This window comes from Brucella sp. TWI559 (assembly GCF_039674265.1).
GTDB lineage: Bacteria > Pseudomonadota > Alphaproteobacteria > Rhizobiales > Rhizobiaceae > Brucella > Brucella chromiisoli.
Map to the genome: position 1 here is coordinate 112,442 of NZ_JBDJNE010000008.1, position 22,883 is coordinate 135,324.

Below are 22,883 nucleotides of genomic sequence, written 5' to 3' on the forward strand. Positions count from 1 at the left end.
CGTGTGTTGAGGTTGTCAGGCAGCGGCACGGATGATGTTTCGAAGCGTGTCCACGTCGATGCCTGACAATCGGAATAGTTCAATTGCGGACGGCTGCTGTAAGCACCCGCGCAAGACGCGAACCTGATTACTCGTTAAACTTTCGGGGTTCTGGATCGCCCAAGCTGCAAGCTCTTCATCAGATGCAAACGTACGGCGCTTTGGCTGTGGCTCGGATTGAGCCGGTTTCTGATAATCAGACAGTTTTTCCACGTTAGAGGCTGGAACCAGATCAGGCGTGATGTCGATAATCGGCATCGCATCATTGGCTGTCTGATCGATGAGGAACGGCGTGATAAATTCCTGCTCGGCATCGCGCAGCTTGGCACCAGCCCGCTTGATACGACCCTGACGGCGCTTTTCTTCTGCCGCCTGCTGGAATGTCTTCGGCACATAATCTTGTTTGTTGCCGGTGAAATCGGCAACGCAGATCAATGCACCCGGCTGGCCTTCCTCACGGTCGATCTCACGCACCCAGACAAAGCGAGCTTCATCAAAGTCATAGCCGACCATGACCTGTTCGCCGTGATAGGCTTCCAGTGCCGGATGGAAATACTGATTGTTGTTCCATTCAACGAGGCTACGGCGAGCAGTGCGGATTTCATATGGACGGAAGAGATCGTCAATCTCATCCGAGGCAACCGAAACAGGTTCAAAGCCGTCTTTGACATGCTGCGCCCAAAACTCATCAGGCGAATAGTGACGGTATTTCCCGCTTACCTCATCCATGAAACGCGGCAGGCCGCGATGTGGCGTTGCATTATATTCGGCAATCGCCTCAACGCACATGGCGCGGAAATCATCCCATGACGGCAACAGCCGCGATGCGCCAAAAAGTTTCAATTCCTGACGCGAAGTCTTATGTGCAGCCTTCGACGCTTCCTTGTCCATCGGCGCACCGAGATAAGAAGGCAGCTTCTGTGCCAGCGGGTTCCAGACCGTGCCGTTAAAACGTTCGATGATGCCCTTTGCCTGTGAGTTATATGGCAATGCATGCATCTTGGTGATGGAAAGACGGCCCATCAGGCCATTCACGTCCGCATCAAAGGTCTTGTTTTTATAGCCGGGACCACGGTCGGTGTAGAAAATAGCTGGAATTCCATGGCTAACGCAGGATTTGCGCAAAGCTTCAGTCACCGAAATCACGTTTTCCTTGAGTGCAATGGAGAAACCGACGCACTTGCGCGTTGCCACATCCAACATGGAGGTGATTTCAGGCTTGAAAGCTTTTCCGGTAACTGGATGCGCGACCTCGGCATCAAACGTCTTGCCGTCTGCTGTGTAGATCGTGGTCGGAAACAGGTTCTCGGTCGAACGCTGGATATAAGCCATGCGGGAGCGGAGCGTCAGAAGCCCTTCGCGCCCGACATTCTTTTCAATGTCATTGAGCTTGGTCCGCAAGGTGTAGCGAACTTTTTCAATGGTGAGCGTGGTTGACGGATTGACCTTGCGATAATCCGTCAACGCTTCACTGGCGGCAGGCTTTCCCGGCTTGGCATAAAAGGTTAGAAAAGCTTTGAACTCTTCGGTGACTGGTTCTTCAATCTTGGTCAAAGCCGGGGCCAATGCGACGATACCGCTTGCATCACGCTGACTGAACCACGCGTAGATCGTGGCGCGACTTATGCGGAAATCACCACCAGCGCGATCATTCGCAAGGCGCAGTGTATCTTCCAGCAAACCAAAGCCGTTCGCATCGACAAGTAGTGAAACACGCTCAAGCAATGTACGTTCGCGACCTGTCAAAGCCTCGCCGTTTTCGACTTTCTCTAACGCGACCTTGCGTTCTGAATGTTCTTCCTGTGACTGAACGAAATCCAGAATGGCCTTGCGGCGACCCCATCCGCCCATCATTACGTTATAACGGTCGATGGCTGTAAGGATTTCGCCCCGCGCTTCCATTGCTTGACGCTGGCGAAAACGCAGCGACGTAACCGAAAGTTGTGCAACTTTGCGCTGCTCAATTTCAGTGCGGCGCTCCTGTGCCGCGATAAGAACCGTCTTAATTTCCAGACCCGCGATGACATTCTGCATGACTTCAGGCAGCAGCGAACGATGGTACTCACGACCGCCGCCGACAGCAGCGCGCTTCCTGCACAAATTATCCGGCAATTCGTTCCACCCCCATTGCTGGCATTGATCGCGAACACCGCGTTCGGAGTTCGGAAATGCCGAAGCCTTCAGGCCCCGATCCTTGGCAATCTTCGCCAGCTCTGCGGCTGTAAACCAATCTTTCATCGTCTTGCCTTTCTGCGGGCCGCAAGCGCTCTGATGCGCGCATCCACTTCCTCGCGATGATCTTCCAGAAGGCGCTCTTCGATCAGGTCGGCGTATTCGTCTTCGATCACGGTCAAGCCGAACTCGCCCGGAACAAAGCCGAGAAGGTCTTTCGCGCCAGTCGCATGAACAAGGGCAATAAAGGCATCCAGAGGAATGCGGTGCGATTCCGAGCCTTCAGAGGTCCATTTGTACAGCGTGGCTGATGTCACTTCGCGACCGAGAAAATCGCTAATCTTCTGCGCTATGGTTTCGCGGCTCAGTCCCTGATCTTCACGAGCATCGCGCAGTGCATGGGAAATTAGCCGTGCAATTTTATTGTCGAGTCGCCCGCGACCGATCACGTCCGCACTGTATCCGACAGCCACTTTCGGCGGCTCCCAGCTAAACAGGTCTTTGGTGAGGGGATCGCGGCGGCGGGACATGGTCAGATGACACCCCGGCGCTTGAGAGAGGCCACGATACGCGCTTCGTGCTGCTCGACGACCTTATCCAGTTCATCGTCTGCTAGCTTGGCAAAGAACTTGCTCAAGACGTCAATGCTCTGGCGCATTTCCGCGAGGCGCTCATCAACAACTGACGCGACCACAGCTTCGGGAAGGGCCTTGAGCGTATTCTTGACCGTTTCGACTTTCTTTTCCGTGGCCGTCTTCGTGCTGCCATTGGCAAGAATGGACATTGCATCCTGCACACTGGTCGCTTTTGGCGGGTGACTGAAAAGAACGTCGAGAATGTTTGCCTGTTCGGCATGCGACTGCTCGGAAAGCAGCTTCAATCCCGCTTGATGATTAGCAAGCCATGTTCCGGCGCAACGTTGACGTGAAACAGCCGCGAGATCTTTCCAGATTTTTACGGCCAGCTCTATGGAGCGGCGCGAAAGGCCAATCTTTTCGGCTACATCCAATGAGAACGCAAAAATTTCGTTCTCATTCCGCTTGCCACCGACACCACCATGCGCGCCGTTTTTGGTTTCCGGGTGCATGCGCTCGTAAACCTGTTTCAGTTCATAAAGATGATGACAGCGGTCGAGCGCTTTCAACTCGTTGCGACCGAGATTTTCCATCACCTCTTCAAGGCGCGCATCATCATCAGTAGCGGCGTTAGAAATCCGCGCCGGAATGGTTTCCCACTTAAGTAGGCCAATCCCAGTATAACGGTGCAAACCCGCGACCAGACGAGGACGGCCATCAACCATGCGCACAGTGATTGGATTGATCAGCCCCTGTGCAGCGATCATGGAAGCGAGTGCCTGCGCCCAATCCATATCCAGATCGCGAGCGCGATCTTCAGGAATGTCGATGTCCGAAAGCTTGATATACTGCGAAATAGGTTTGACGACTTCAGGAAAGCCAATAACAACATGCTTGGTCATGCTGCCCTCACAACGAAAGCTGCAATGAATGCCACCTGCGCCGAGAACATCACGGCAAGGATAATTGCTATCGCGATCCAGAAGACAACCGCATCGGCGGCAGTCGCGTTGTCAGAAACGCGGATGAGTTTTGACAATGGGCCGGTCATTACGCAGCCTTCCTGTCTAAAGCCGCGTTAGATTTTTGACTTTCTAACGGGGGCCATTTTGTAGTATCGAGAATGCCGGAGCTTTTCTTTGGGTAACGATCCGGCCAAAGGTTTTCCGCCTTCTGGTCGATGAATGTCGCAAGCGCTTCCTGACCTGCATAATGGGTCATGGTTTTGACCTTCCGCAGAATGGAAGGATGCAGGCCAGACCGAACAGCAAGTTCGGTGAGCGTCATGCGGCGGCGGTGGACTTCGGCCTTAATAGCCTCCCAGTCCATGATCGGCTTTTTCTTACTCATAGCGAAACTCCGCTTTGGAAGCGGGCGTTCCAGCGCCCGCTTTTTAAAGGTCATTTGGTCACAAACGCGAAACGCCGTAGCGGTTCGCATAAATAGGGATAGATCACAATTGCGTATTTAGCAATACGCAATTGTGGTCATTTTGGTGCTGATTTGGCTAAACCTGAAAATCCGTCGAAAACGGACTTGGGCGCGAGAATTCGGCTTATCCGTAAAGAATTTGGCGATGCTGAACGTGAAAACTTCGCATCTCAATTAGGCATCAGTAAAAACACACTTGCGTATTACGAACGAGGCGAACGGACGCCAGACGCAACAACGTTAGCCTCGTATCGAGACCGATTCGGCATCAACATTAATTGGCTGGTCACAGGCGAAGGTTCGATGCTTGGCAACGCATCTGAAACTGTCGAAAAAAACTCAGCGACCAACTTAACCCAAGTGTCGCCAGATATGATTTCGCTACAGCGTTACGATATTCAAGCAGCAGCTGGTGATGGCATCATTCCTGTTAGTGAGAACGCCGAAGACAGCGGCATTTCGATTGCCCGTTCATTCTTGCGCAGGATAGGCGCTCACCCAAATTCGTGCATACTCCTCGAATCGAAAGGAGACAGCATGTTGCCGTCTATTCCGGGCGGCTCTTTGCTGGTCGTGGATAGGAGTAAGACGGAAATTGAAGACGACATGGTTTTCGTCTTTCGCGTTGGCCCAGGCATCAAGGTCAAACGGGCCGTATGGCGTATCGATGGGAACCTTGATCTCGTTTCGGACAATGAAAAGTACCCGCCAGAGACCTACGGCCCGGATAGGGCGGACGAAATCGCGCCCATTGGGCAAGTCATGCTCGTTCTTCGGCACCCTTAGAACCGTTGGAGCCGCTTCCTTAAATCTCTTTTCTAACGCTTGAATGCATTATTCAGCTGCCGACTTCGTTTCTTATGTGACGCGAGAAGGGAAGTTGCAATTATCATTGAATTCCAATGGCTTAATTAAAGTCGGCATAATTAGTGTTAAGTCGGCATAAATTGCCGACTTAATTACCAATGCAATCGGATTTGAATCCGATGCTCAAGCGGACCCAGCTCTTTGCCTCGCGCCCTTTTACTGATTTGAAACCCGGCAAAACCCGAAATAGTGCGTTTCTAACGCTTCTATGCGCAAATGCGCTTCATTGTGCGAACTTAGCTACCAGAATGCGTGATAAACGATCAGGAATGCACGATTCTGTGCTGATTTCTCTGCGCTTTTTTCATCAGTGTCTACGGACTTCAAATCCCTGAAACACTGATTTCTCTTTATGAACAATAGCTTGCTGGATTTTCTCTTAAGACCGTGGATGTCCAGAAGGTAATACCCCCCTACACTGTAATGCGGATGCGTTGTGGTGCATAGCGAAGCTTCGGTCTTTGGGTTTCGATCAAATCAAGCGTCACACGCCAACTGCCGTTATCCTTATATTCGAGCGCTTCCACCCTTCCTGTAATGCGCGTCGCGACCTCCGAGCCTAACAATTGCGTGGCTCGCCACTCTGTTTCAAATTTTCCCGCAATCACTCCCAACTGAAGCGCAAGGGCCAGCGTTAGCAACCGCGATGACAGAAAATGCCTGCGTGATAAAACTCGAACACCACCAAGAGCGGTTAGAATTGCCAGAATGGGCAACCAATGAGGTTCAAATGAGAGTGTGAAATAGACAATCGCCCCGATGCCCATGAAGACCGGAAACAGCAGGAAAAACATGCCCCTGCCGATTTCCCTTAGCATTGCAGCACTTAAGTTGAGCCACGCAAGCGAAGCCAGCGCCGACAGTCGCTGTGATGGGGTTCGATGCTGTTGTGGTAAGATGGGAGATAAATCTTCGCTTGCTTTATAAGGTATCCAAGGTTCGGGCAATAAGGCGCGTTCAAGCCCCGCGGACATGTCTTTGACAAATACCCGTTCGCTTATTTCCTGTGTGTCCCTTATGCTCGTCATGCCCCCGCCTGACTGCAAAAGTGTTCCCCGATCGCGCGAAGCCCTTGCGCACTGTGCTGCCTATGCTACATGAACCCCAGTCAAAATCGATAGGGTTCTCACTCAAGAATCCTTGACGCCTGTAGATTATGAACAAACGGGCGCTACATATTCAAAATTCTGCCTCGTCCAGCACATCTGCTGTACCCTGACGCGGCCTTTATAGTGGAGCTGTCATGTCGAAACCGGTCGTAACCCGTTTTGCCCCCTCGCCCACGGGTTTCCTTCATATTGGCGGAGCCCGGACCGCCCTGTTCAATTGGCTTTATGCCAAGCACAGCGGCGGCAAAATGCTGTTGCGCATCGAGGATACCGACCGCGAACGCTCCACGGATGCAGCAACGGCTGCAATTCTCGACGGTCTGACATGGCTTGGCCTTGACTGGGATGGTGACGTCATTTCGCAGTTCGAACGCGCACCGCGTCATCGCGAAGTGGCTGAAGAACTGGTTGCCAAAGGCAAAGCCTACTATTGCTATGCAACGCCGCAAGAGCTGGAAGACATGCGCGAGAAGGCCCGGGCCGAAGGCCGTCCGCCGCGTTATGATGGCCGCTGGCGCGACCGTGATCCATCCGAAGCACCGGCAGGTGTAAAGCCAGTCATCCGAATCAAGGCACCTCGCGAAGGCGAAACACTGGTACGCGATGCCGTACAGGGCGATGTGCGTTTCCCGAACAAGGATCTTGATGATTTCATCATTCTGCGTTCGGACGGCAATCCAACCTATATGCATGCTGTTGTCGTCGACGATCATGATATGGGGGTCACCGATATTATCCGTGGCGATGATCACCTGACCAATGCGGCACGCCAGACCGTGATTTATGACGCGATGGGCTGGGACGTTCCGCAAATGTCACACATCCCGCTGATCCACGGCGCAGACGGTGCAAAACTATCCAAGCGTCACGGCGCACTGGGCGTTGATGCCTATCGCGCCATGGGTTATCTGCCGGAAGCGCTGCGCAACTATCTAGTTCGCCTTGGCTGGAGCCATGGCGACGATGAAATCATGTCAACCGAACAGATGATCGAATGGTTCGACGTGAAAGACATCAATAAAGGCGCGGCACGTTTTGACTTTCAGAAACTGGAAGCCATCAATGGCGTTTATATGCGTAACAGTGATGATAAAGCACTGTTTGATGCTCTCATCGCTGTGCTGCCGGAAATTGAGGGCGGCGAAGAGCTTGCAAAAGCCCTTGATGACAAGGGACGTGCGCAACTTCTCACCGCAATGCCGGGCCTTAAGGATCGCGCAAAAACGCTTGTCGAGCTGGCCGACGGCGCGAAATTCATTTTCGAACAGCGTCCGCTGAAATTCGATGAAAAAGCAGCCTCCCTGCTCAATGATGAAGGCCGTGCAGTTCTCAAAGCTGTGCTCCCGCATCTTGAAGCAGCCACAGACTGGACCGTTGAATCGCTGGATGCAGCCGTTCGCGCGCATGCAGAGGCCGTTGGCCTGAAACTTGGTAAGGTGGCACAACCTCTGCGCGCCGCACTGACAGGCCGAGCAACATCTCCGGGTGTATTCGACGTTCTGTTCGTTCTGGGCCGAGACGAGTCGCTTGCACGTATAAAAGATCAAATCGTTTGAAATCCCAGCTTTCACGCTGACGTGACAAAACGGGCTTAATTAGTACAAATTACGCATTGCATCGCAAAATCATTGGGATAGTTTGGCGAGCGAAATCGTTAGGGTAATGCGTTGAAAAACCGAGTTCCCGCGAAAGCGGGAAACATCCAGAAATTACGAGAGACAAGTTATAACGACGATTAAAATTCAGCCGCCATGCGGGCGGCAAAGTGGACACGAAAGGAAACACGATGTCAGATAAGACAGCAAGCTTTACCCTCGACGGCAAAACATTCGATCTGCCTGTACGACAAGGCACTGTCGGGCCAGAGGTCGTCGACATCGGGCCACTTTACAAGAACGCCAACGCTTTCACTTATGATCCGGGTTTCACATCGACGGCTTCGTGCGAATCCAAAATCACTTATATTGATGGCGATAAAGGTGTTCTTCTTTATCGAGGTTATCCGATTGATCAGCTTGCTGAACATGGTGACTTTCTCGAAACCTGCTACCTGCTGCTTTACGGTGAACTGCCAACAGCAACCCAGAAAGCTGATTTCGATTACCGCGTAACACGTCACACGATGATCCATGAGCAGATGACGAAGTTCTTTACGGGCTTCCGTCGTGATGCGCACCCGATGGCAGTGATTGTTGGCTGCGTTGGTGCAATGTCGGCTTTCTACCATGACTCGACCGATATCACCGATCCACATCAGCGCATGGTTGCTTCAATCCGCCTGATCGCCAAGGTGCCAACGCTTGCCGCAATGGCCTATAAGTATCACATTGGCCAGCCGTTCATGTATCCGAAGAACGACCTCGATTTTGCGTCGAACTTCCTGCACATGTGCTTTGGCGTTCCATGCGAAGAATATAAGGTCAATCCGGTTCTGGCGCGCGCTATGGACCGTATTTTCATCCTGCACGCTGATCACGAGCAGAACGCATCGACCTCGACCGTTCGTCTTGCTGGATCGTCGGGTGCCAATCCGTTTGCGTGTATCGCCGCTGGCGTTGCCTGTCTCTGGGGCCCGGCACATGGTGGCGCCAATGAAGCAGCCCTCAACATGCTGGCTGAAATTGGCACGGTAGACCGCATTCCAGAATTCATCGCACGTGCCAAGGACAAGAACGATCCGTTCCGTCTGATGGGCTTTGGCCATCGCGTTTACAAAAACTACGATCCACGCGCGAAGATCATGCAGAAGACCTGCCATGAGGTTCTGGGCGAACTCGGCATCAAGGACGATCCGCTTCTCGACGTTGCTCTGGAACTCGAAAAGATCGCTCTGACCGATGAGTATTTTATCGAAAAGAAGCTCTATCCAAACATCGACTTCTATTCCGGCATCACCTTGAAGGCTCTCGGTTTCCCAACCGAAATGTTCACGGTTCTGTTCGCACTCGCCCGCACCGTCGGCTGGGTCGCGCAGTGGAAGGAAATGATCGAAGATCCACAGCAGAAGATCGGCCGTCCGCGCCAGCTCTACACAGGATCTGCGGAACGCGATTATGTACCAGTCGCAAAGCGCAAGTAATCGTCGTTCGATATGCAAAAACCCCGGCAAATCGCCGGGGTTTTTCTTTGTCTTGATTTTCCAGCGTTCAGCGTTTTCTACCGTTCTCTGCAAGATCAAGCAAAACCTGTGCGCCAATCTCGCCCGATGGGCGTTCTGTCGCCATGATCGAGGTAACTTTATCAAAGCCGTCAAGCTGCGCCTGCCGCGAAGCTGTCTTCTGCATCAATTGCTCAATATAGCGCGCAAGATTACCGGGCCTCACCGACTCATTGAAGAATTCCGGCACAACTGGCTGGTCTGCAATAATATTGGGAAGAGCCGCACTCCAGATCGTAATACGGGAGATCAGAAACTGCCGCGCGAACCAGTCAGCTTTATAGGAAAGAACTGTCGGAATATGCGACAGCGCCAGCTCCAGCGAAACAGTGCCCGACGCGGCCAATGCCGCATCCGCACGCGAAAAAGCATCCCATTTGGCCTCATCACCAGTCACAATGAGAGGCTTAACGGCCCAGTCCTTTGACATCTCACGCACCGTTTCTTCAATGCGCGGCAAGGTTGGCAGAATGACTTCGAGTTTTTCAACACGTTTCGAAAGTTCCGCAACCGCCTTGCCGAATGGCTCCATAAGCATCTGAAGCTCGCCACGGCGGGAACCGGGAAGCAAAAGCAGGCAACGTGACCCGTCGGGCCAACGTGTCATCTCGGCTTTACGTTGCGCCGCCTGCACTTTCAGAATCGGCGCATAACTGCTCAAACGATGCCCTACATAGGTCGATTGCGGTCCGTTGAGCCGCTTCATCACCTCGACCTCAAACGGCAAAACTGTCAAAACATGATCGACATAGGCCCGCATGGCTTTGGCTCGCTGCGGCCGCCATGCCCAGACACTTGGGGCTATATATTTGACGATAGGAATAGACGGGGCAGCCGCACGTATTTTCTTTGCAACGCGATGGGTAAAATCGGGGCTGTCAATCAGCAAAACGCAATCCGGCTTTTCAGCAACGATCCGCTTCGCCGTCTGCCCAATGCGCAGAATAAGGCCGGGCAAGTTTTTGAGAATTGCACCAAGCCCCATGAGTGCAATTTCATGAGGATCAAAAAAACTCTTCAAGCCGCGCTCGGTCAGATGCGTGCCGCCGACACCAACAATATCCACAAGTCTGTCGGTCTGGCCACGAAGAGCATCTATCAGATCGGCGCCAAGAAGATCGCCGGATTCTTCTCCAGCCACGATTGCTATTTTCAATGGCCGGCTGGTTTTACTCACCCTTATATGTCCTTTGTGCTTCGACTGATCGTCTCGATAAAAAGGCCTTTTTCATTTGCCGCAGCCAGGGTTTCACCAAGGCCGAGAATGAAGGTGCGTCCCGCTTCAATCGCGATTCCGGAAAGGCCAGCCCGCGCTGCATTTTCCACCGTAGACACACCGATCGCTGGCAAATCAGCGCGCTCATCCTGCCGTGGCTTAGCCATTTTGACAAGCACGCCGCCGCGTTTTGAAATTCTGCCTTCCTGACGCAGCGCAAAAACGCGCTCAATCATCAAGTCGGTGCCTTCAGCCCCCTCAAGCGCAACAACACGCCCCCCAGTCGCTATAGCGCCCTGCCCGACATCAAGTTCACCCAGGCGAAGCGCTGCGTCCATCGCAAGCGCGATATTCCGACGCTCACGCGAATCTGCTCCCAAACGGGTCAAACAACGCGCAGGTTCGGGGGACAACAAGTCTGGCACAACTTCGTGCGCTCCCACCATTTTAAAGCCGTAGCGCTCCAGCAAGCGCATAAAGGCGCGCAACAGCGCATCATCGCCCTGACTGAGCGCAACCAGAACATACCGCGCAGCCCGGATTGTCGGTAAATTAAGCTTCAAATCGCTCAAATGTGGTCGATTGCGAAGGCCACCGGCCAGAACCACTTGCGAAACGCCAGCAGACCGCATGGCGCGCATCAGCATGCCAAAATCAACAGCCGAAATTTCCTGATGATCATAATCATAAAGTGAAGCATCAGCTTCACCGCGCAACGGAAGTACAAAAGGCGGATTTCCATCCGCCTTCAGAGCCTCGGCAACTTTAATCGGCAAAAGACCATTGCCAGCAATAATGGCCGTGCGCGGGCGCATTATCGCGCTTTTCCCGCTATCAATCACCGTCACCATCATCCATCGCTCCGCCTATGGATGAACCAAGCGGCGGCGTACAATAGGCACGTTTATTTTCAACAAGAATGAAGGAAATCAGGTCCTTCACACCATCGGAGTCAGGAATTGCCTTGAGAACGTCCTGCGCGCGTTCACGCACAGGCTTGGAGCGATCAAACAGCATATGCACCGCGTGGCGCAGATTATGGATATCCTTGCGCTGCATACCGGAACGCTTCATTCCGATGATATTCAGACCACCAAGATACGCATGGTTGCCGATCGCACTGCCGTAAGGGATCAGATCATGTGCAAGTGCGGCCATCCCGCCAACAAAGGCATGATGTCCAACGCGCGTGAACTGGTGAACAGCCGAACCACCGCCAAGAATCGCATAGTCACCGATCTCGACATGACCGCCGATCATGACGTTATTGGCGAATGTAACGTGATTGCCAACATCGCAATCATGCGCCACATGCGCATAGGCGAGAAACTGGCAATTGTCGCCAACACTTGTGAAGCCGCGACTGCTGTCTGAACCGCGGTGCATGGTGACACCTTCGCGGATAAGGCAATTCGTACCCACTGTCAGTCGGGTCGGTCCGCCTTTATGCTTTCCATTCTGCGGATCGCAACCCAGAACAGCATGCGGATATACCTTTGCGCCAGCGCCGAGCGTTACCGCGTCGCTGACCACAACATGGCTCATCAGTTCCGAGCCATCACCGATGATAGCACCAGACAGCACATGGCAAAAAGGGCCGACAGATACGCCCTGCCCAAGTTCCACACCCGCCTCGACGAGAGCAGTAGGGTGGATAAAAGTTTCCTTCATTGAGGTACTCACGCCTTCTCTTCGGCTACGCCAACCATCGCGGCGACTTCAGCTTCGGCAACCTTTACGCCATCGACCTCTGCTACGCACTCAAATTTAGAGATATTTCCGCGCTGTTTGATCTTTTTCACGTGAAGGTGAAGCTGATCGCCAGGAACAACAGGGCGACGGAACTTGGCTTTGTCGATTGTCATGAAATAGACGAGGCTCGGCTTATCAGCACCATTATGAAGAACTGTGATTGCGCCAGCTGTCTGTGCCATGGCTTCAATGATCAGAACGCCCGGCATAATTGGCTTGTCTGGAAAATGGCCGGTAAAATGCGGCTCATTCATCGAAACATTCTTGATGCCAGTCGCAGACTGATCGCCATCAATATTAATGATACGGTCAATGAGCAAAAACGGATAACGATGCGGAAGCGCACGCAAAATATCCTGAATGTCTGCGGTTTCCAGCTTCAGATTAGCATCACTCATCAGAGGATTGCTCCTTTCTTGGTTTCCCGATGCTTCGGATATTCGCAATATCTCGGAACCATTGCTTGATTGGTCGAGCAGGGACGCCCCCCCAACGCTCACCATCGGGTATGTCATTCATAACGCCGCTTCCCGCAGCAATCTGCACACGCGAACCGATAACGACATGATCGGCAAGGCCGACACTGCCACCGATCATGGTCTGATCACCGATAACAACACTGCCGGAAATGCCACAAAGTGCAGCCACAACGCAAAACCGGCCAAAGCGCACATTATGTGCAATCTGCACAAGATTATCGATCTTGGTGCCTTCACCGATAATCGTGTCGTTCAATGCTCCACGGTCTATCGTGGTATTTGCACCGATTTCCACATCATCCTGAAGAATAACGCGGCCAAGCTGAGGTACCTTTTCCAGCCCGCGCGGACCCGGCACATAGCCAAACCCATCCTGCCCGATGCGAACACCCGGATGCAAAGACACACGATTGCCGAGCATCGCAAACTGAATGGCAACACCCGGCGCAATATAGCTATCGCGCCCGATCTGACAGCCCTCACCCACAACAGCCGTGGCTGCAATCAGCGTGCCGGAACCGATGCTGACATTTCTGCCAATCATCGCGCCGGCTTCAATCGTTGCACCCTCTTCAATCTTCGCAGATGGATGAATGAATGCAGAAGGTGAAATGCCGGTCTCGCCCAGCCAGCTTTCAGGCCGCACGGAAACAGGAAACAGCATCCGTCCAACGGATGAAAAATCACGGTGTGGATTGCGGGTAACAAGTGCGGCGATGCCGGGAGGAACGCTGTCTGCGACATCTTCGGAGCATAAAACGCCTGCGGCTTTCATACCGGCAAGCGCTAACGCATTTCTCTTGCCATCAACGAAAACAAGCGCATCGTCACTTGCGTCGCTTAAAGACGCCAAACGCGCAACAGCACGCGGCGCAAGCTTCGGGTTACGAAGGCTTGCACCGGTGAAATCTGCAATATCGCCGATCGTGAGTTCACGGGAAGGCTTGAAAAAAATGGGATCTGCCATCAAAGCACTTTCTTGCCCGGGGCATGTCTGCCCCGGGAAAAGGCAAATCTATTAGAACTTGGTCGAAACACCGAAGTTGAAATTCTGAACCTTATCGGTATCAGCCTTAGCAACTGGGAATGCGTAGTCAAAGCGCAACGGACCAAACGGCGAAGCCCACATCAAGCTGACACCGACCGAAGCGCGGAGCTTCTTGTCATCGCCGAGAACAGGTTGACCACCAAGCGAGGAGCTGTTTCCGTAAAGTGTCGCTGCATCAGCAAACAATGCACCGCGAATACCAAGGCTTTCCGGAACAACAGGCATCGGGAACTGAACTTCAGCCGTAGCATTTGCGTAGGTGGTTCCACCAAGCCAGTAGCGGTTGCCGTTTCCAGCGTCCTGATAAGGACCGATACCGTTAAACTTGAAACCGCGGATCATATCCGAATTGTTCTTGAACATATCGAAGATACGAACGCCATCATTGCCGAACTCGTGGATGTAACCACCGCCAACACCCAGCATACCGACAATGTCAGCTTCCTGTGCGAGTGTCTGATAGTAGTTAGCCTTGAACGTGGTCTTGATGTATTTCGCGTCGCCGCCCAGACCTGCAAACTCCTGATTGAAGCGCGCATAAATACCATCATGCGGATTCTTCATATCATCAATGGAGTTATAGGTCAGCGAGTAGCTGATCGAAGAACGAAGCCATGGGCTATGCTGGCCAGCTTCGATAAGCGCTGGGGCATAATAGTTCGGGTCTGGATTGCCCTGGGCGTCAAGAACGTCAAGCTTATACTTTTCCTGAACGAGATTGTAAGCAAGACCAGCCGAGAAGTTATCCGTAATCGGAAGACCGAAACGAATCGTGCCACCCGTCTGCTCAACGTCGTAACGACCACCGCTGCTCACGCGATATGAGCGACGGAATACGTCAAACCCGGCCGACATGCGATAGCCAAGGAAATATGGCTCGGTGAACGACAAGGCGTAGTTACGCATCTTGTCCTGACCGGCACCGGCACTGATACGGACGAACTGGCCACGTCCGAGGAAGTTACGCTCGGTAATCGCAGCTTCAACCTGCGCACCCGGCGAATCACCACCCGTCGTATAACCACCGCCGATCGAGAATTCACCGGTCGACTTTTCGACAACATCGACAATCAGGATCACCTGATCAGGCTCTGCACCCGGCGCGGTCGACACATTAACTGTCTGGAAGAAATCGAGCGCTTCAAGACGACGCTTCGCGCGCTGAACCATAACCTGATTGAAGGCATCGCCTTCATTCATGTCGAACTCACGACGAATAACATAATCACGGGTCTTGTCGTTGCCACGGATCTCAATGCGCTCAACATAAGCGCGCGGACCCTGATCAACACTGTAAACAAGCGAAATCGTGTTGTTTTCGAAATCACGGTCACCACGAGGCTCAACCTTGGCAAACGCATAACCGCTACCGGCGACGTTTTCGGTGATAGCCGTAACCGAATCTTCAACTTCCTTGGCGCTGTAAGGCTTACCCGTACGCGTCTTCACAAGACGATCGAGAGCCTGCGTATCAACACCTTCTACGGTGCTTTCTACGGTTACATTACCGAAATTATAACGCTGACCTTCGTCAACATTGATGGTGATCGTGTATTCGTTGGTCGCCGGATCAAGCACAGCATTCGACGACAACACACGGAAATCCGCATAGCCGCGATTGTAGTAGAAACGACGCAGCGCTTCTTCGTCAGCCTGCAAGCGACCTTCATCGTAAACGTCGTTACGGGTCAACCACGACAGCGGGTTCGAACGCTTTGTGGAGATCACATCGCGCAGACGACGCGCGCTATAGACGTTGTTGCCGACAAAATTAATATCAGCGATCTTTGTGCGACCACCTTCTGTGATCTCATAGACCACATTGACGCGGCCCTGACCAAGATCAACCGTCCGTGCATTCACGATCGCATCGCTGCGGCCGATATGTGCATAGGCACCCTTAATGGCTTCCTTGTCAGCTTCCATCACCGCAGCATCATAAGGCGAGCGCGGCTTAAGCTGGATAGCGCGAGCAAGGTCAGGATCCTTGATCTTCTTGTTGCCCTGGAACAGGACGTTATTAACGACCTTACGTTCATCAACATGGATGACAAGCGTGCTACCAGACTGATTGATGCGAACATCAGAAAACAGCCCCATGGCATAAAGACGCTTTACGGCGTCATCAATATCGGTGCTGTTGAAAGCTTTGCCTGGGCGAATATCGATATTGTCACGGATTGTCTGCGCATCAACGCGCGAATTTCCGCGCACTTCGATGCGATTGACAACAGCAGCCTGAGCAGCATTGACCGACACCAGAGAAAGCGCAGCCGAACCCGAAGCTACAAGAGCAACTGACATGGCGAGCGCTGAAGCGGCACCAAAGAATTTAGAACTTGCCGTCATGGGCTTTCCGAACCTTCGTTTCTTTCTGTCCCCGGGGCGATTTTCCCAGAAATGCACGTATAGATACAACCGTAATAACCGGTTTTTCTATACAAGCAAGCGCCACAGTTAAAATCTGTTTACTTAAGCAATTAGCGTGGCATCCATGCCACGCGATTTAATGTTTATGGTAAACAGATCACTACGCTTTTCCAGTCCTCGCTCCCAATGTTCATTTCTGATTAACACCTCTGCACAGTTTTTAATGTGCGTAGTGCTTCTTAAAAAATGGCAGGCCCCGCCAAAGTAACAACGCGACCCGGTTCCTCGTCGACCAATTTGCCCAGTGATCTAGCAGGCAAACAAGTCGTTGAAAAGTACGAACCCCATGAATCCCATAACAACGAGGAATCCAACGCGATAAAAAATCTCCTGCGCGCCGACAGACACAGGGCTGCCCTTGATCGCTTCCACGGCATAAAAAACCAGATGCCCACCGTCCAAAGGCGGCAACGGAAACAGGTTCAGAAGCCCGATACCAATGGAAAGCATGGCTGTGAGCTGAATCAACCAGTCAAATCCCTGGCTTGCGGCCTTGCCCGCCATATTAGCAATCTTAACAGGACCACCGAGTTGGCACTTATCTTCGCGTCCAACAGCAAAGCGCTGAAAAAATTCTCCGGTCCGGCTGATGATATGGCCGGTTTCCAGAATCGCCTGTCCCACTGATTCGAGTGGACCATATTCAATCCTGCGAAAATTTCCGACTTCCTGCGTGATTTCCACGCCGATTGCACCCATCTTGACTTTATTGCCAAGGGGATCGGTGCGTTCAACGAGCGCTGGCGTGGCTTGCAGATCAACCAGTTTGCCGTCGCGCTCCACTGTGAAGTCTAAAACATCACCCGAGCGACCGGAAACAATCCGCTGCACATCAGCAAACGTCGTAATCTTCTGCCCGTCGACACTCATAAAGCGATCGCCCGGCTTAAAGCCAGCCTCAGCAGCCGGTGTGTTCGGCTGAACACCGGCAACAAGCGGATCGGCAATCTGTCGGCCATACAGGCCAAAAAATACGCTGAAGATAACAACCGTGAGAATGATGTTGAATGCAGGACCGGCAAACACCGTTGCAGCACGCTTCCAGACCGGTTGGGTATGAAAAGCCCTGCTCTGTTCTTCTGCACTGAGAGTGGAATTATCCACACCGACAGGCGAACTGGTGGCACTCTCATCGCCCAGAAACTTCACATAGCCGCCAAGCGGGATAGCCGAAAGCTTCCAGCGCGTGCCGTGTCGGTCGTTAAAGCCGATCAGTTCTGGTCCAAAACCGATAGAAAAGGCGCTCGCACCAATGCCGCACCATCTGCCAACCAGATAATGTCCCATTTCATGCACAAAAACGACAACAGTCAGCACAAACAGAAATGGAATAATCGTCCCTACGAACAGACTTTCACCACCAATGAAAAAGGCAAGAGCCTCCTGCAAATTACCACTCCTACAAATTCATACGCTGTCAGAAACTAAAAAATATGGCTGATGGCACATCAGGCTCTGCAATAATAGCACCAAATAGGTACAAAATAGCGGCAGCAGCCACAAGTCCATCAACGCGATCAAGAACACCACCATGCCCCGGCAGAAGACGACCAGAATCTTTAGCGCCGAACTGACGCTTCACCCATGATTCTGCGAGATCGCCGATCTGCGAGACAATTGACAACAAAAGCGCCAGCAGCGGGACAATAAAACTTCCCGGAGCAGCAACGAGCGACGCAACAAGGATGCCGCCCGCGACAGCGGCAGCAGCACCGCCCAAAGCGCCCGACCATGTTTTGTTGGGCGAAAAGCGCGGCGCAAGTTTCGGCCCACCGAGCGCGCGCCCATTGAAATAGGCAGCGATATCGGTCGACCATACAACTGCAAACAGGAAGCAGATAGCTGTGAACCCGAACGGCTCGTCGCCACGCAACAACGAAAGGGAAATTGCAGAAAAACCCGCATAAAAAAGACCGGCAGCAGGCCAGCCGCGCCCGGTCTTCCACTGCGTTGCCAAAAGAACAATCGAACCTGCCAACAGGAAACCAATCGTCAGCAAGGCCCCACGATCAAGAATCAAAAGCACAAAGGTTACCAGCAACCAACCCCAGCCAAAGAAACGTGAAAATAACGTCTGCTTTGTCGCGCTCAGTTCCGCCCACTCATAAAACATCGCCAGCCCAATCGCGATGGAGAACAGGGTGAACCCCAGCCCGCCTATCCAGGTCAGACAAAGAGCTGCGGCTCCGAGAACAATGGCGGTCAGAATACGCGTTTGCAGATTTGACATTGATACCTTTCGGCTAACTTAAACTGTGAGAGCGACGATTGTGCGCCCCAACAGGTGCACGGCGCTCTATGCGGTCAGGCCACATCAAACCGCGGCACCTTTTGCTGGCGTGCATTCGATTGCGGGTGAGCACTCTTCGAGCTTGTTGGGCACCTCTACGCCACCAAAACGACGTTCACGCTGACGGAAAGCTTCATAAGCAGCATCAAGATCAGCGGCCTTGAAATCAGGCCAGTGTCCCGGCACGAACAGAAATTCGGAATAGGCAGCCTGCCAGAGCAGAAAATTAGAAAGCCGCATTTCGCCGCTCGTACGGATAATCAGATCCGGATCGGGAATTCCGGCAGTATCAAGATTAGCCGAGATCAGCTCCGGCGAAATAGAAGACGGATCAAGGCGCCCTGCCGCCACATCGGCTGCAAGGCTCTTCACCGCACGCGCGATTTCGTCACGCGACCCATAATTGAACGCGATAATCAGATTAAGGCCGGTATTTTTGCGCGTCAGCGATTCAGCTTCCGTGAGCAAGGCGCAAATATCAGACGCCAACCCGTCCCGCTCGCCAATGATGCGCACACGAACATTGTTGCGATGCAGTTCGGCAAGGTCACGCCGGATGAAAAGCTTGAGCAACCCCATAAGATCGCCGACTTCACCGCTTGGGCGCGACCAGTTTTCAGATGAAAATGCAAAAAGGGTGAGATAGCCAAGCTTGCGATCACCAGCATAGCGCACCGTCTCGCGCAATGCTTCAACGCCGGCCCTGTGGCCAGCGCTTCGCGGAAGCCCTCGCGCCTTCGCCCAACGTCCATTACCGTCCATGATAATAGCTATATGGCGCGGATCGGACATATCGCTGCTCTCCCTCACTGAAAAATCATGCGCGGCCTAAACCTGCATGATCTCTCCTTCTTTGACGGTAACAATCTTGTCCATTTCAGCAATGGTATCGTCAGTCAGCTTCTGGACTTTTTCGGAAAGTCCGCGGCTGTCATCCTGACTGATGTCGCCGTCCTTCTCCAGCTTTTTCAGCGTGTCCATACCATCGCGACGAACGTGGCGTGCGGCAATACGGCCCTGTTCGGCATATTGATGCGCAATCTTGACCAGCTCTTTACGACGCTGTTCGTTCAGTTCGGGCAAAGGAATGCGCAGCGTCATGCCGTCGGTGATCGGATTGAGACCAAGACCAGAATCACGAATCGCACGCTCAACCGCACCAACCATGGTCTTGTCCCACACGGACACCGAAAGCATACGCGATTCTGGCACAGTAATATTGGCGACCTGATTGATCGGCATTGTGGAGCCGTAAGCTTCAATCGTGATCGGTTCGAGCAAGCTTGCTGATGCGCGGCCTGTACGCAGGCCACCAAGGTCATGCTTCAGCGCGTTAACGGCGCCTTCCATGCGGCGCTTCAGGTCGTTGATGTCAAAAACATCGCTCATGCAATTTCTCCTTCAGTGCTTGGGGGCAAGGTCAATGATCAGTTATCGGAAACGATCGTGCAACGTCCCCTGCCTTGCAGAATTTCGGCCAAGCCGCCGTTTTCATGAATGGAATAGACTATTATCGGAATGTTGTTCTCACGTGCAAGTGCAACTGCTGTGGTATCCATGACAGCCAGTCCGCGATCAAGAACTTCCTTATGGGTGAGATGATCGAAACGGGTGGCTTCCGGGTCTTTTTTAGGATCGGCGGTATAGATACCGTCGACTTGTGTTCCCTTCAAAAGTGCATCCGCACCGATTTCAGCAGCACGCAGGGCCGCCGCAGAATCTGTCGTGAAGAATGGATTGCCGGTGCCGCCCGCAAAAATAACAACCTTGCCCTCATCCATATAAGCAGTTGCCTGCCGCTGGGAGAAGCTCTCGCAGATTTCGGGCATGGCGATTGCCGACAGAACGACAGCATCCACACCGATCTTGTGCAGCGAGGTGCGCAAAGCCAGCGAATTGATGATGGTTGCGAGCATACCCATGTGATCACCGATCACGCGGTCGCCCCCCTTTGAGGCAACAGCCACGCCGCGGAAAATATTACCGCCGCCAATGACAACGCCAACCTCGACGCCAAGAGCACGCGCCTGCTTGATGTCGTTTGCAATGCGATCAGCGACCGAAACATCGATGCCAAAACCCTGACTGCCCATCAGTGCCTCACCAGAGGCTTTCAAAAGAACGCGTTTATAGGCGGGCTTGACGGACATGGAGGTTTCTCCGCAGATGATGAACGACTGTTACTATTGAGGTTGCGATACACGAAGGGCACCGCGTTGTCACGCGATGCCCTTCATAATCAAAAACCTTTTCAGACGAAAAGACTGATTAGCCCTTAACTGCCGCAGCAACTTCAGCAGCAAAATCGCTTTCTTCCTTCTCGATACCTTCGCCAAGCGCAATACGCGCAAAGCCGGTGATCTTGGCAGGAGCGCCGATCGACTTTTCAGCTTCCTTGAGTGCTGCTTCAACAGTAAGGTCAGGATTGATAACGAAAGCCTGCGAAAGAAGAACAACTTCTTCGTAGAACTTGCGCATACGGCCTTCGATCATCTTTTCGATGATATTGTCTGGCTTGCCCGATTCACGAGCCTGCTCGATGAAGATCGCCTTTTCGCGCTCAGCAGCAGCCGGATCAACATCAGCAGCAGTCAGAGCAAGCGGGTTGATCGCAGCAACGTGCATGGCAACCTGACGACCGAATGCGCTTGCAGCTTCTGCATTGCCTTCTGTTTCGATTGCAACGAGAACGCCGAGCTTGCCGAGGCCATCTGCAACGCCATTGTGAATATAGGTAGCAACTGCACCCTTGGAGACTTCAAGAGCTGCCGAACGGCGGAAGCTGATGTTTTCACCGATGGTTGCAACAGCATCCTTAGCAGCCTGCGTTACCGACTTGCCTTCGATGTTTGCTTCAGCAACAGCTTCAGACGAACCGTCAGTCGACAGAGCGGTCTGGGCAATCTTGCGGACGAGATCCTGGAAAGCATCGTTGCGGGCAACGAAGTCGGTTTCGGAGTTGACTTCAACAACAACAGCCTTGTTGCCGGAAGCTGCAACGCCAACCAGACCTTCAGCAGCCGTACGGCCAGCCTTCTTGTCAGCCTTAGCGATACCCTTGGCGCGCAGATAATCAACAGCGGCTTCGATGTCGCCATTGGTTTCAGCAAGCGCTGCCTTGCAGTCCATCATGCCAGCGCCGGTCAGTTCGCGGAGTTCTTTAACCTGTGATGCGGAAATGCTCATTGTGTCGCCTTTCACGAAAGCGAAGGCACACCGAATGGGTGTGCCAACTTTTAACCGACGCTGATTGCATCGGAACGAATGAAGTTATCCACCCGTCATATGACGAGTGGATGAAAATCATAAACGCTGATTATGCGCCTGCAGCCGGAGCTTCGAGAGCTGGCTCAACAGGAACTTCGGCCTGTGCACCAATGTCGATGCCCATAGCGCCCTGCTGACGTGCAATGCCGTCGAGAGCAGCGCGTGCAATCAGGTCGCAATAAAGCGAAATAGCACGTGCAGCATCGTCGTTGCCCGGGATTGGGTAGTCGATCTGATCTGGATTACAGTTCGAATCGATGATCGCAACAACTGGAATACCAAGACGCTTGGCTTCCTGGATAGCAATTGCTTCCTTGTTGGTGTCAACGATGAACATCAGGTCAGGAACCGAACCCATGTCCTTGATGCCACCGAGTGCGCGGTCAAGTTTTTCACGTTCGCGCTCAAGGTTCAGGCGTTCCTTCTTGGTGAAGCCCTGTGCTTCGCCGGAAAGGATTTCGTCAAGCTTGCGCAGACGCTGGATCGAATTCGAGATTGTCTTCCAGTTGGTCATCATGCCGCCGAGCCAGCGCGCGTTGACATAATACTGAGCCGAACGGGCTGCTGCGTCAGCAATAATGTCCGAAGCCTGACGCTTCGTGCCAACGAACAGAACACGACCGCCACGAGCAACGGTGTCGGAAACGACCTTCAGCGCGTTGTGCAGCAGAGGAACGGTCTGCGACAGATCAAGAATGTGAATGTTGTTGCGGTCGCCATAGATATATGGAGCCATCTTTGGGTTCCAGCGGTGTGTCTGGTGACCAAAGTGAACACCAGCTTCCAGAAGCTGGCGCATGCTGAATTCAGGCAATGCCATCTGTATTTTCCTTTTCCGGTTTAACCTCCACGGGCTGAGGCGATCACTCGCCACCGGAGGCTGAGGCCGGATTTCTCCCGGCAAAAGCCCAATCCCGTGTGTGGAATAGGCGCGCTGTTAAACCAACGCGCCGATAAATGCAAGCCCTGCCCCTCAAATACGGGAGAGCATTTGATTTCACCACTCAGATGAAACAAGTTATATTGGCTATATAAGCTAGCGGCTCAAGCT

Annotated in this window: 22 protein-coding genes; 3 read left to right on the forward strand and 19 right to left on the reverse strand. The window is 52.9% G+C overall.

Annotated features, from left to right (window positions below; genetic code table 11):
- Positions 1 to 15: 15 nt before the first annotated feature.
- Genes ABE530_RS12005 through ABE530_RS12025 form a run of 5 tightly spaced genes read right to left on the reverse strand, consistent with a single transcriptional unit; the run spans position 16 to position 4,136 of the window.
- Complete coding sequence (locus tag ABE530_RS12005; RefSeq protein ID WP_499694673.1) at positions 16 to 2,277, reverse strand: Mu transposase C-terminal domain-containing protein; 2,262 nt, start codon at positions 2,275 to 2,277, stop codon at positions 16 to 18.
- Positions 2,274 to 2,741: a hypothetical protein gene (locus ABE530_RS12010; protein WP_499694674.1), complete on the reverse strand. Its 468-nt coding sequence runs from the start codon at positions 2,739 to 2,741 to the stop codon at positions 2,274 to 2,276. The genes ABE530_RS12005 and ABE530_RS12010 overlap by 4 nt, the downstream gene beginning before the upstream one ends.
- A gap of 2 nt (positions 2,742 to 2,743) precedes the next feature.
- Complete coding sequence (locus ABE530_RS12015) at positions 2,744 to 3,688, reverse strand: ParB N-terminal domain-containing protein (RefSeq protein WP_499694675.1); 945 nt, start codon at positions 3,686 to 3,688, stop codon at positions 2,744 to 2,746.
- Positions 3,685 to 3,837: a hypothetical protein gene (locus ABE530_RS12020; RefSeq protein ID WP_499694676.1), complete on the reverse strand. Its 153-nt coding sequence runs from the start codon at positions 3,835 to 3,837 to the stop codon at positions 3,685 to 3,687. The genes ABE530_RS12015 and ABE530_RS12020 overlap by 4 nt, the downstream gene beginning before the upstream one ends.
- Positions 3,837 to 4,136 (reverse strand): helix-turn-helix domain-containing protein, encoded by a 300-nt coding sequence (locus ABE530_RS12025; protein ID WP_499694677.1) that lies wholly within the window; start codon positions 4,134 to 4,136, stop codon positions 3,837 to 3,839. The genes ABE530_RS12020 and ABE530_RS12025 overlap by 1 nt, the downstream gene beginning before the upstream one ends.
- A gap of 153 nt (positions 4,137 to 4,289) precedes the next feature.
- On the opposite strand from ABE530_RS12025, the gene ABE530_RS12030 reads away from it, so the two are divergent.
- On the forward strand, positions 4,290 to 5,003 hold the full coding sequence (locus ABE530_RS12030) for an XRE family transcriptional regulator (protein ID WP_499694678.1): 714 nt from the start codon (positions 4,290 to 4,292) through the stop codon (positions 5,001 to 5,003).
- Between the two features lie 494 nt (positions 5,004 to 5,497).
- Here ABE530_RS12030 and ABE530_RS12035 read toward each other — a convergent pair whose 3' ends face one another.
- Entirely contained in the window at positions 5,498 to 6,112 is a 615-nt protein-coding gene (locus tag ABE530_RS12035; RefSeq protein ID WP_499694679.1) for a competence protein ComE, read from the reverse strand.
- Between the two features lie 215 nt (positions 6,113 to 6,327).
- Here ABE530_RS12035 and gltX point away from each other — a divergent pair, with 215 nt between their 5' ends.
- Positions 6,328 to 7,749, forward strand: coding sequence for a glutamate--tRNA ligase (gene gltX, locus ABE530_RS12040; RefSeq protein ID WP_499694680.1), 1,422 nt, complete (start codon positions 6,328 to 6,330; stop codon positions 7,747 to 7,749).
- Between the two features lie 230 nt (positions 7,750 to 7,979).
- Positions 7,980 to 9,272 carry a citrate synthase gene (gene gltA / locus ABE530_RS12045; RefSeq protein ID WP_265984576.1) on the forward strand — a complete coding sequence of 431 codons (1,293 nt, stop codon included), beginning with the start codon at positions 7,980 to 7,982 and terminating at the stop codon, positions 9,270 to 9,272.
- Positions 9,273 to 9,339: 67 nt separating this feature from the next.
- On the opposite strand, the gene lpxB is transcribed toward gltA, so the two are convergent.
- From lpxB to rpsB, 13 genes are all read right to left on the reverse strand, one after another.
- Positions 9,340 to 10,527, reverse strand: coding sequence for a lipid-A-disaccharide synthase (gene lpxB, locus ABE530_RS12050; protein WP_499694681.1), 1,188 nt, complete (start codon positions 10,525 to 10,527; stop codon positions 9,340 to 9,342).
- Between the two features lie 2 nt (positions 10,528 to 10,529).
- A complete protein-coding gene (locus ABE530_RS12055) occupies positions 10,530 to 11,420 on the reverse strand; it encodes an LpxI family protein (protein ID WP_499694682.1) in 891 nt (296 codons plus the stop codon).
- On the reverse strand, positions 11,401 to 12,237 hold the full coding sequence (lpxA, locus tag ABE530_RS12060; protein WP_265984573.1) for an acyl-ACP--UDP-N-acetylglucosamine O-acyltransferase: 837 nt from the start codon (positions 12,235 to 12,237) through the stop codon (positions 11,401 to 11,403). Before lpxA ends, ABE530_RS12055 begins: the two co-directional genes overlap by 20 nt.
- An 8-nt stretch (positions 12,238 to 12,245) precedes the next feature.
- Positions 12,246 to 12,716: a 3-hydroxyacyl-ACP dehydratase FabZ gene (gene fabZ, locus ABE530_RS12065; RefSeq protein ID WP_265984571.1), complete on the reverse strand. Its 471-nt coding sequence runs from the start codon at positions 12,714 to 12,716 to the stop codon at positions 12,246 to 12,248.
- A complete protein-coding gene (gene lpxD, locus ABE530_RS12070) occupies positions 12,709 to 13,764 on the reverse strand; it encodes a UDP-3-O-(3-hydroxymyristoyl)glucosamine N-acyltransferase (protein WP_499694683.1) in 1,056 nt (351 codons plus the stop codon). The genes fabZ and lpxD overlap by 8 nt, the downstream gene beginning before the upstream one ends.
- 51 nt (positions 13,765 to 13,815) lie before the next feature.
- Positions 13,816 to 16,194, reverse strand: coding sequence for an outer membrane protein assembly factor BamA (gene bamA / locus ABE530_RS12075; RefSeq protein ID WP_265984569.1), 2,379 nt, complete (start codon positions 16,192 to 16,194; stop codon positions 13,816 to 13,818).
- Between the two features lie 330 nt (positions 16,195 to 16,524).
- A complete protein-coding gene (gene rseP / locus ABE530_RS12080) occupies positions 16,525 to 17,664 on the reverse strand; it encodes an RIP metalloprotease RseP (protein ID WP_396997025.1) in 1,140 nt (379 codons plus the stop codon).
- Between the two features lie 28 nt (positions 17,665 to 17,692).
- On the reverse strand, positions 17,693 to 18,505 hold the full coding sequence (locus ABE530_RS12085; protein ID WP_499694684.1) for a phosphatidate cytidylyltransferase: 813 nt from the start codon (positions 18,503 to 18,505) through the stop codon (positions 17,693 to 17,695).
- Positions 18,506 to 18,589: 84 nt separating this feature from the next.
- Entirely contained in the window at positions 18,590 to 19,375 is a 786-nt protein-coding gene (locus tag ABE530_RS12090) for an isoprenyl transferase (RefSeq protein ID WP_265984566.1), read from the reverse strand.
- Positions 19,376 to 19,393: 18 nt separating this feature from the next.
- Positions 19,394 to 19,954, reverse strand: a complete 561-nt coding sequence (gene frr, locus ABE530_RS12095; RefSeq protein WP_265984565.1) for a ribosome recycling factor — start codon at positions 19,952 to 19,954, stop codon at positions 19,394 to 19,396.
- Between the two features lie 38 nt (positions 19,955 to 19,992).
- Complete coding sequence (pyrH, locus tag ABE530_RS12100; RefSeq protein ID WP_265984564.1) at positions 19,993 to 20,715, reverse strand: UMP kinase; 723 nt, start codon at positions 20,713 to 20,715, stop codon at positions 19,993 to 19,995.
- Between the two features lie 118 nt (positions 20,716 to 20,833).
- Positions 20,834 to 21,751 (reverse strand): translation elongation factor Ts, encoded by a 918-nt coding sequence (gene tsf, locus ABE530_RS12105; protein WP_265984563.1) that lies wholly within the window; start codon positions 21,749 to 21,751, stop codon positions 20,834 to 20,836.
- A gap of 130 nt (positions 21,752 to 21,881) precedes the next feature.
- Positions 21,882 to 22,652 (reverse strand): 30S ribosomal protein S2, encoded by a 771-nt coding sequence (rpsB, locus tag ABE530_RS12110; protein ID WP_265984562.1) that lies wholly within the window; start codon positions 22,650 to 22,652, stop codon positions 21,882 to 21,884.
- Positions 22,653 to 22,883: the final 231 nt, after the last annotated feature.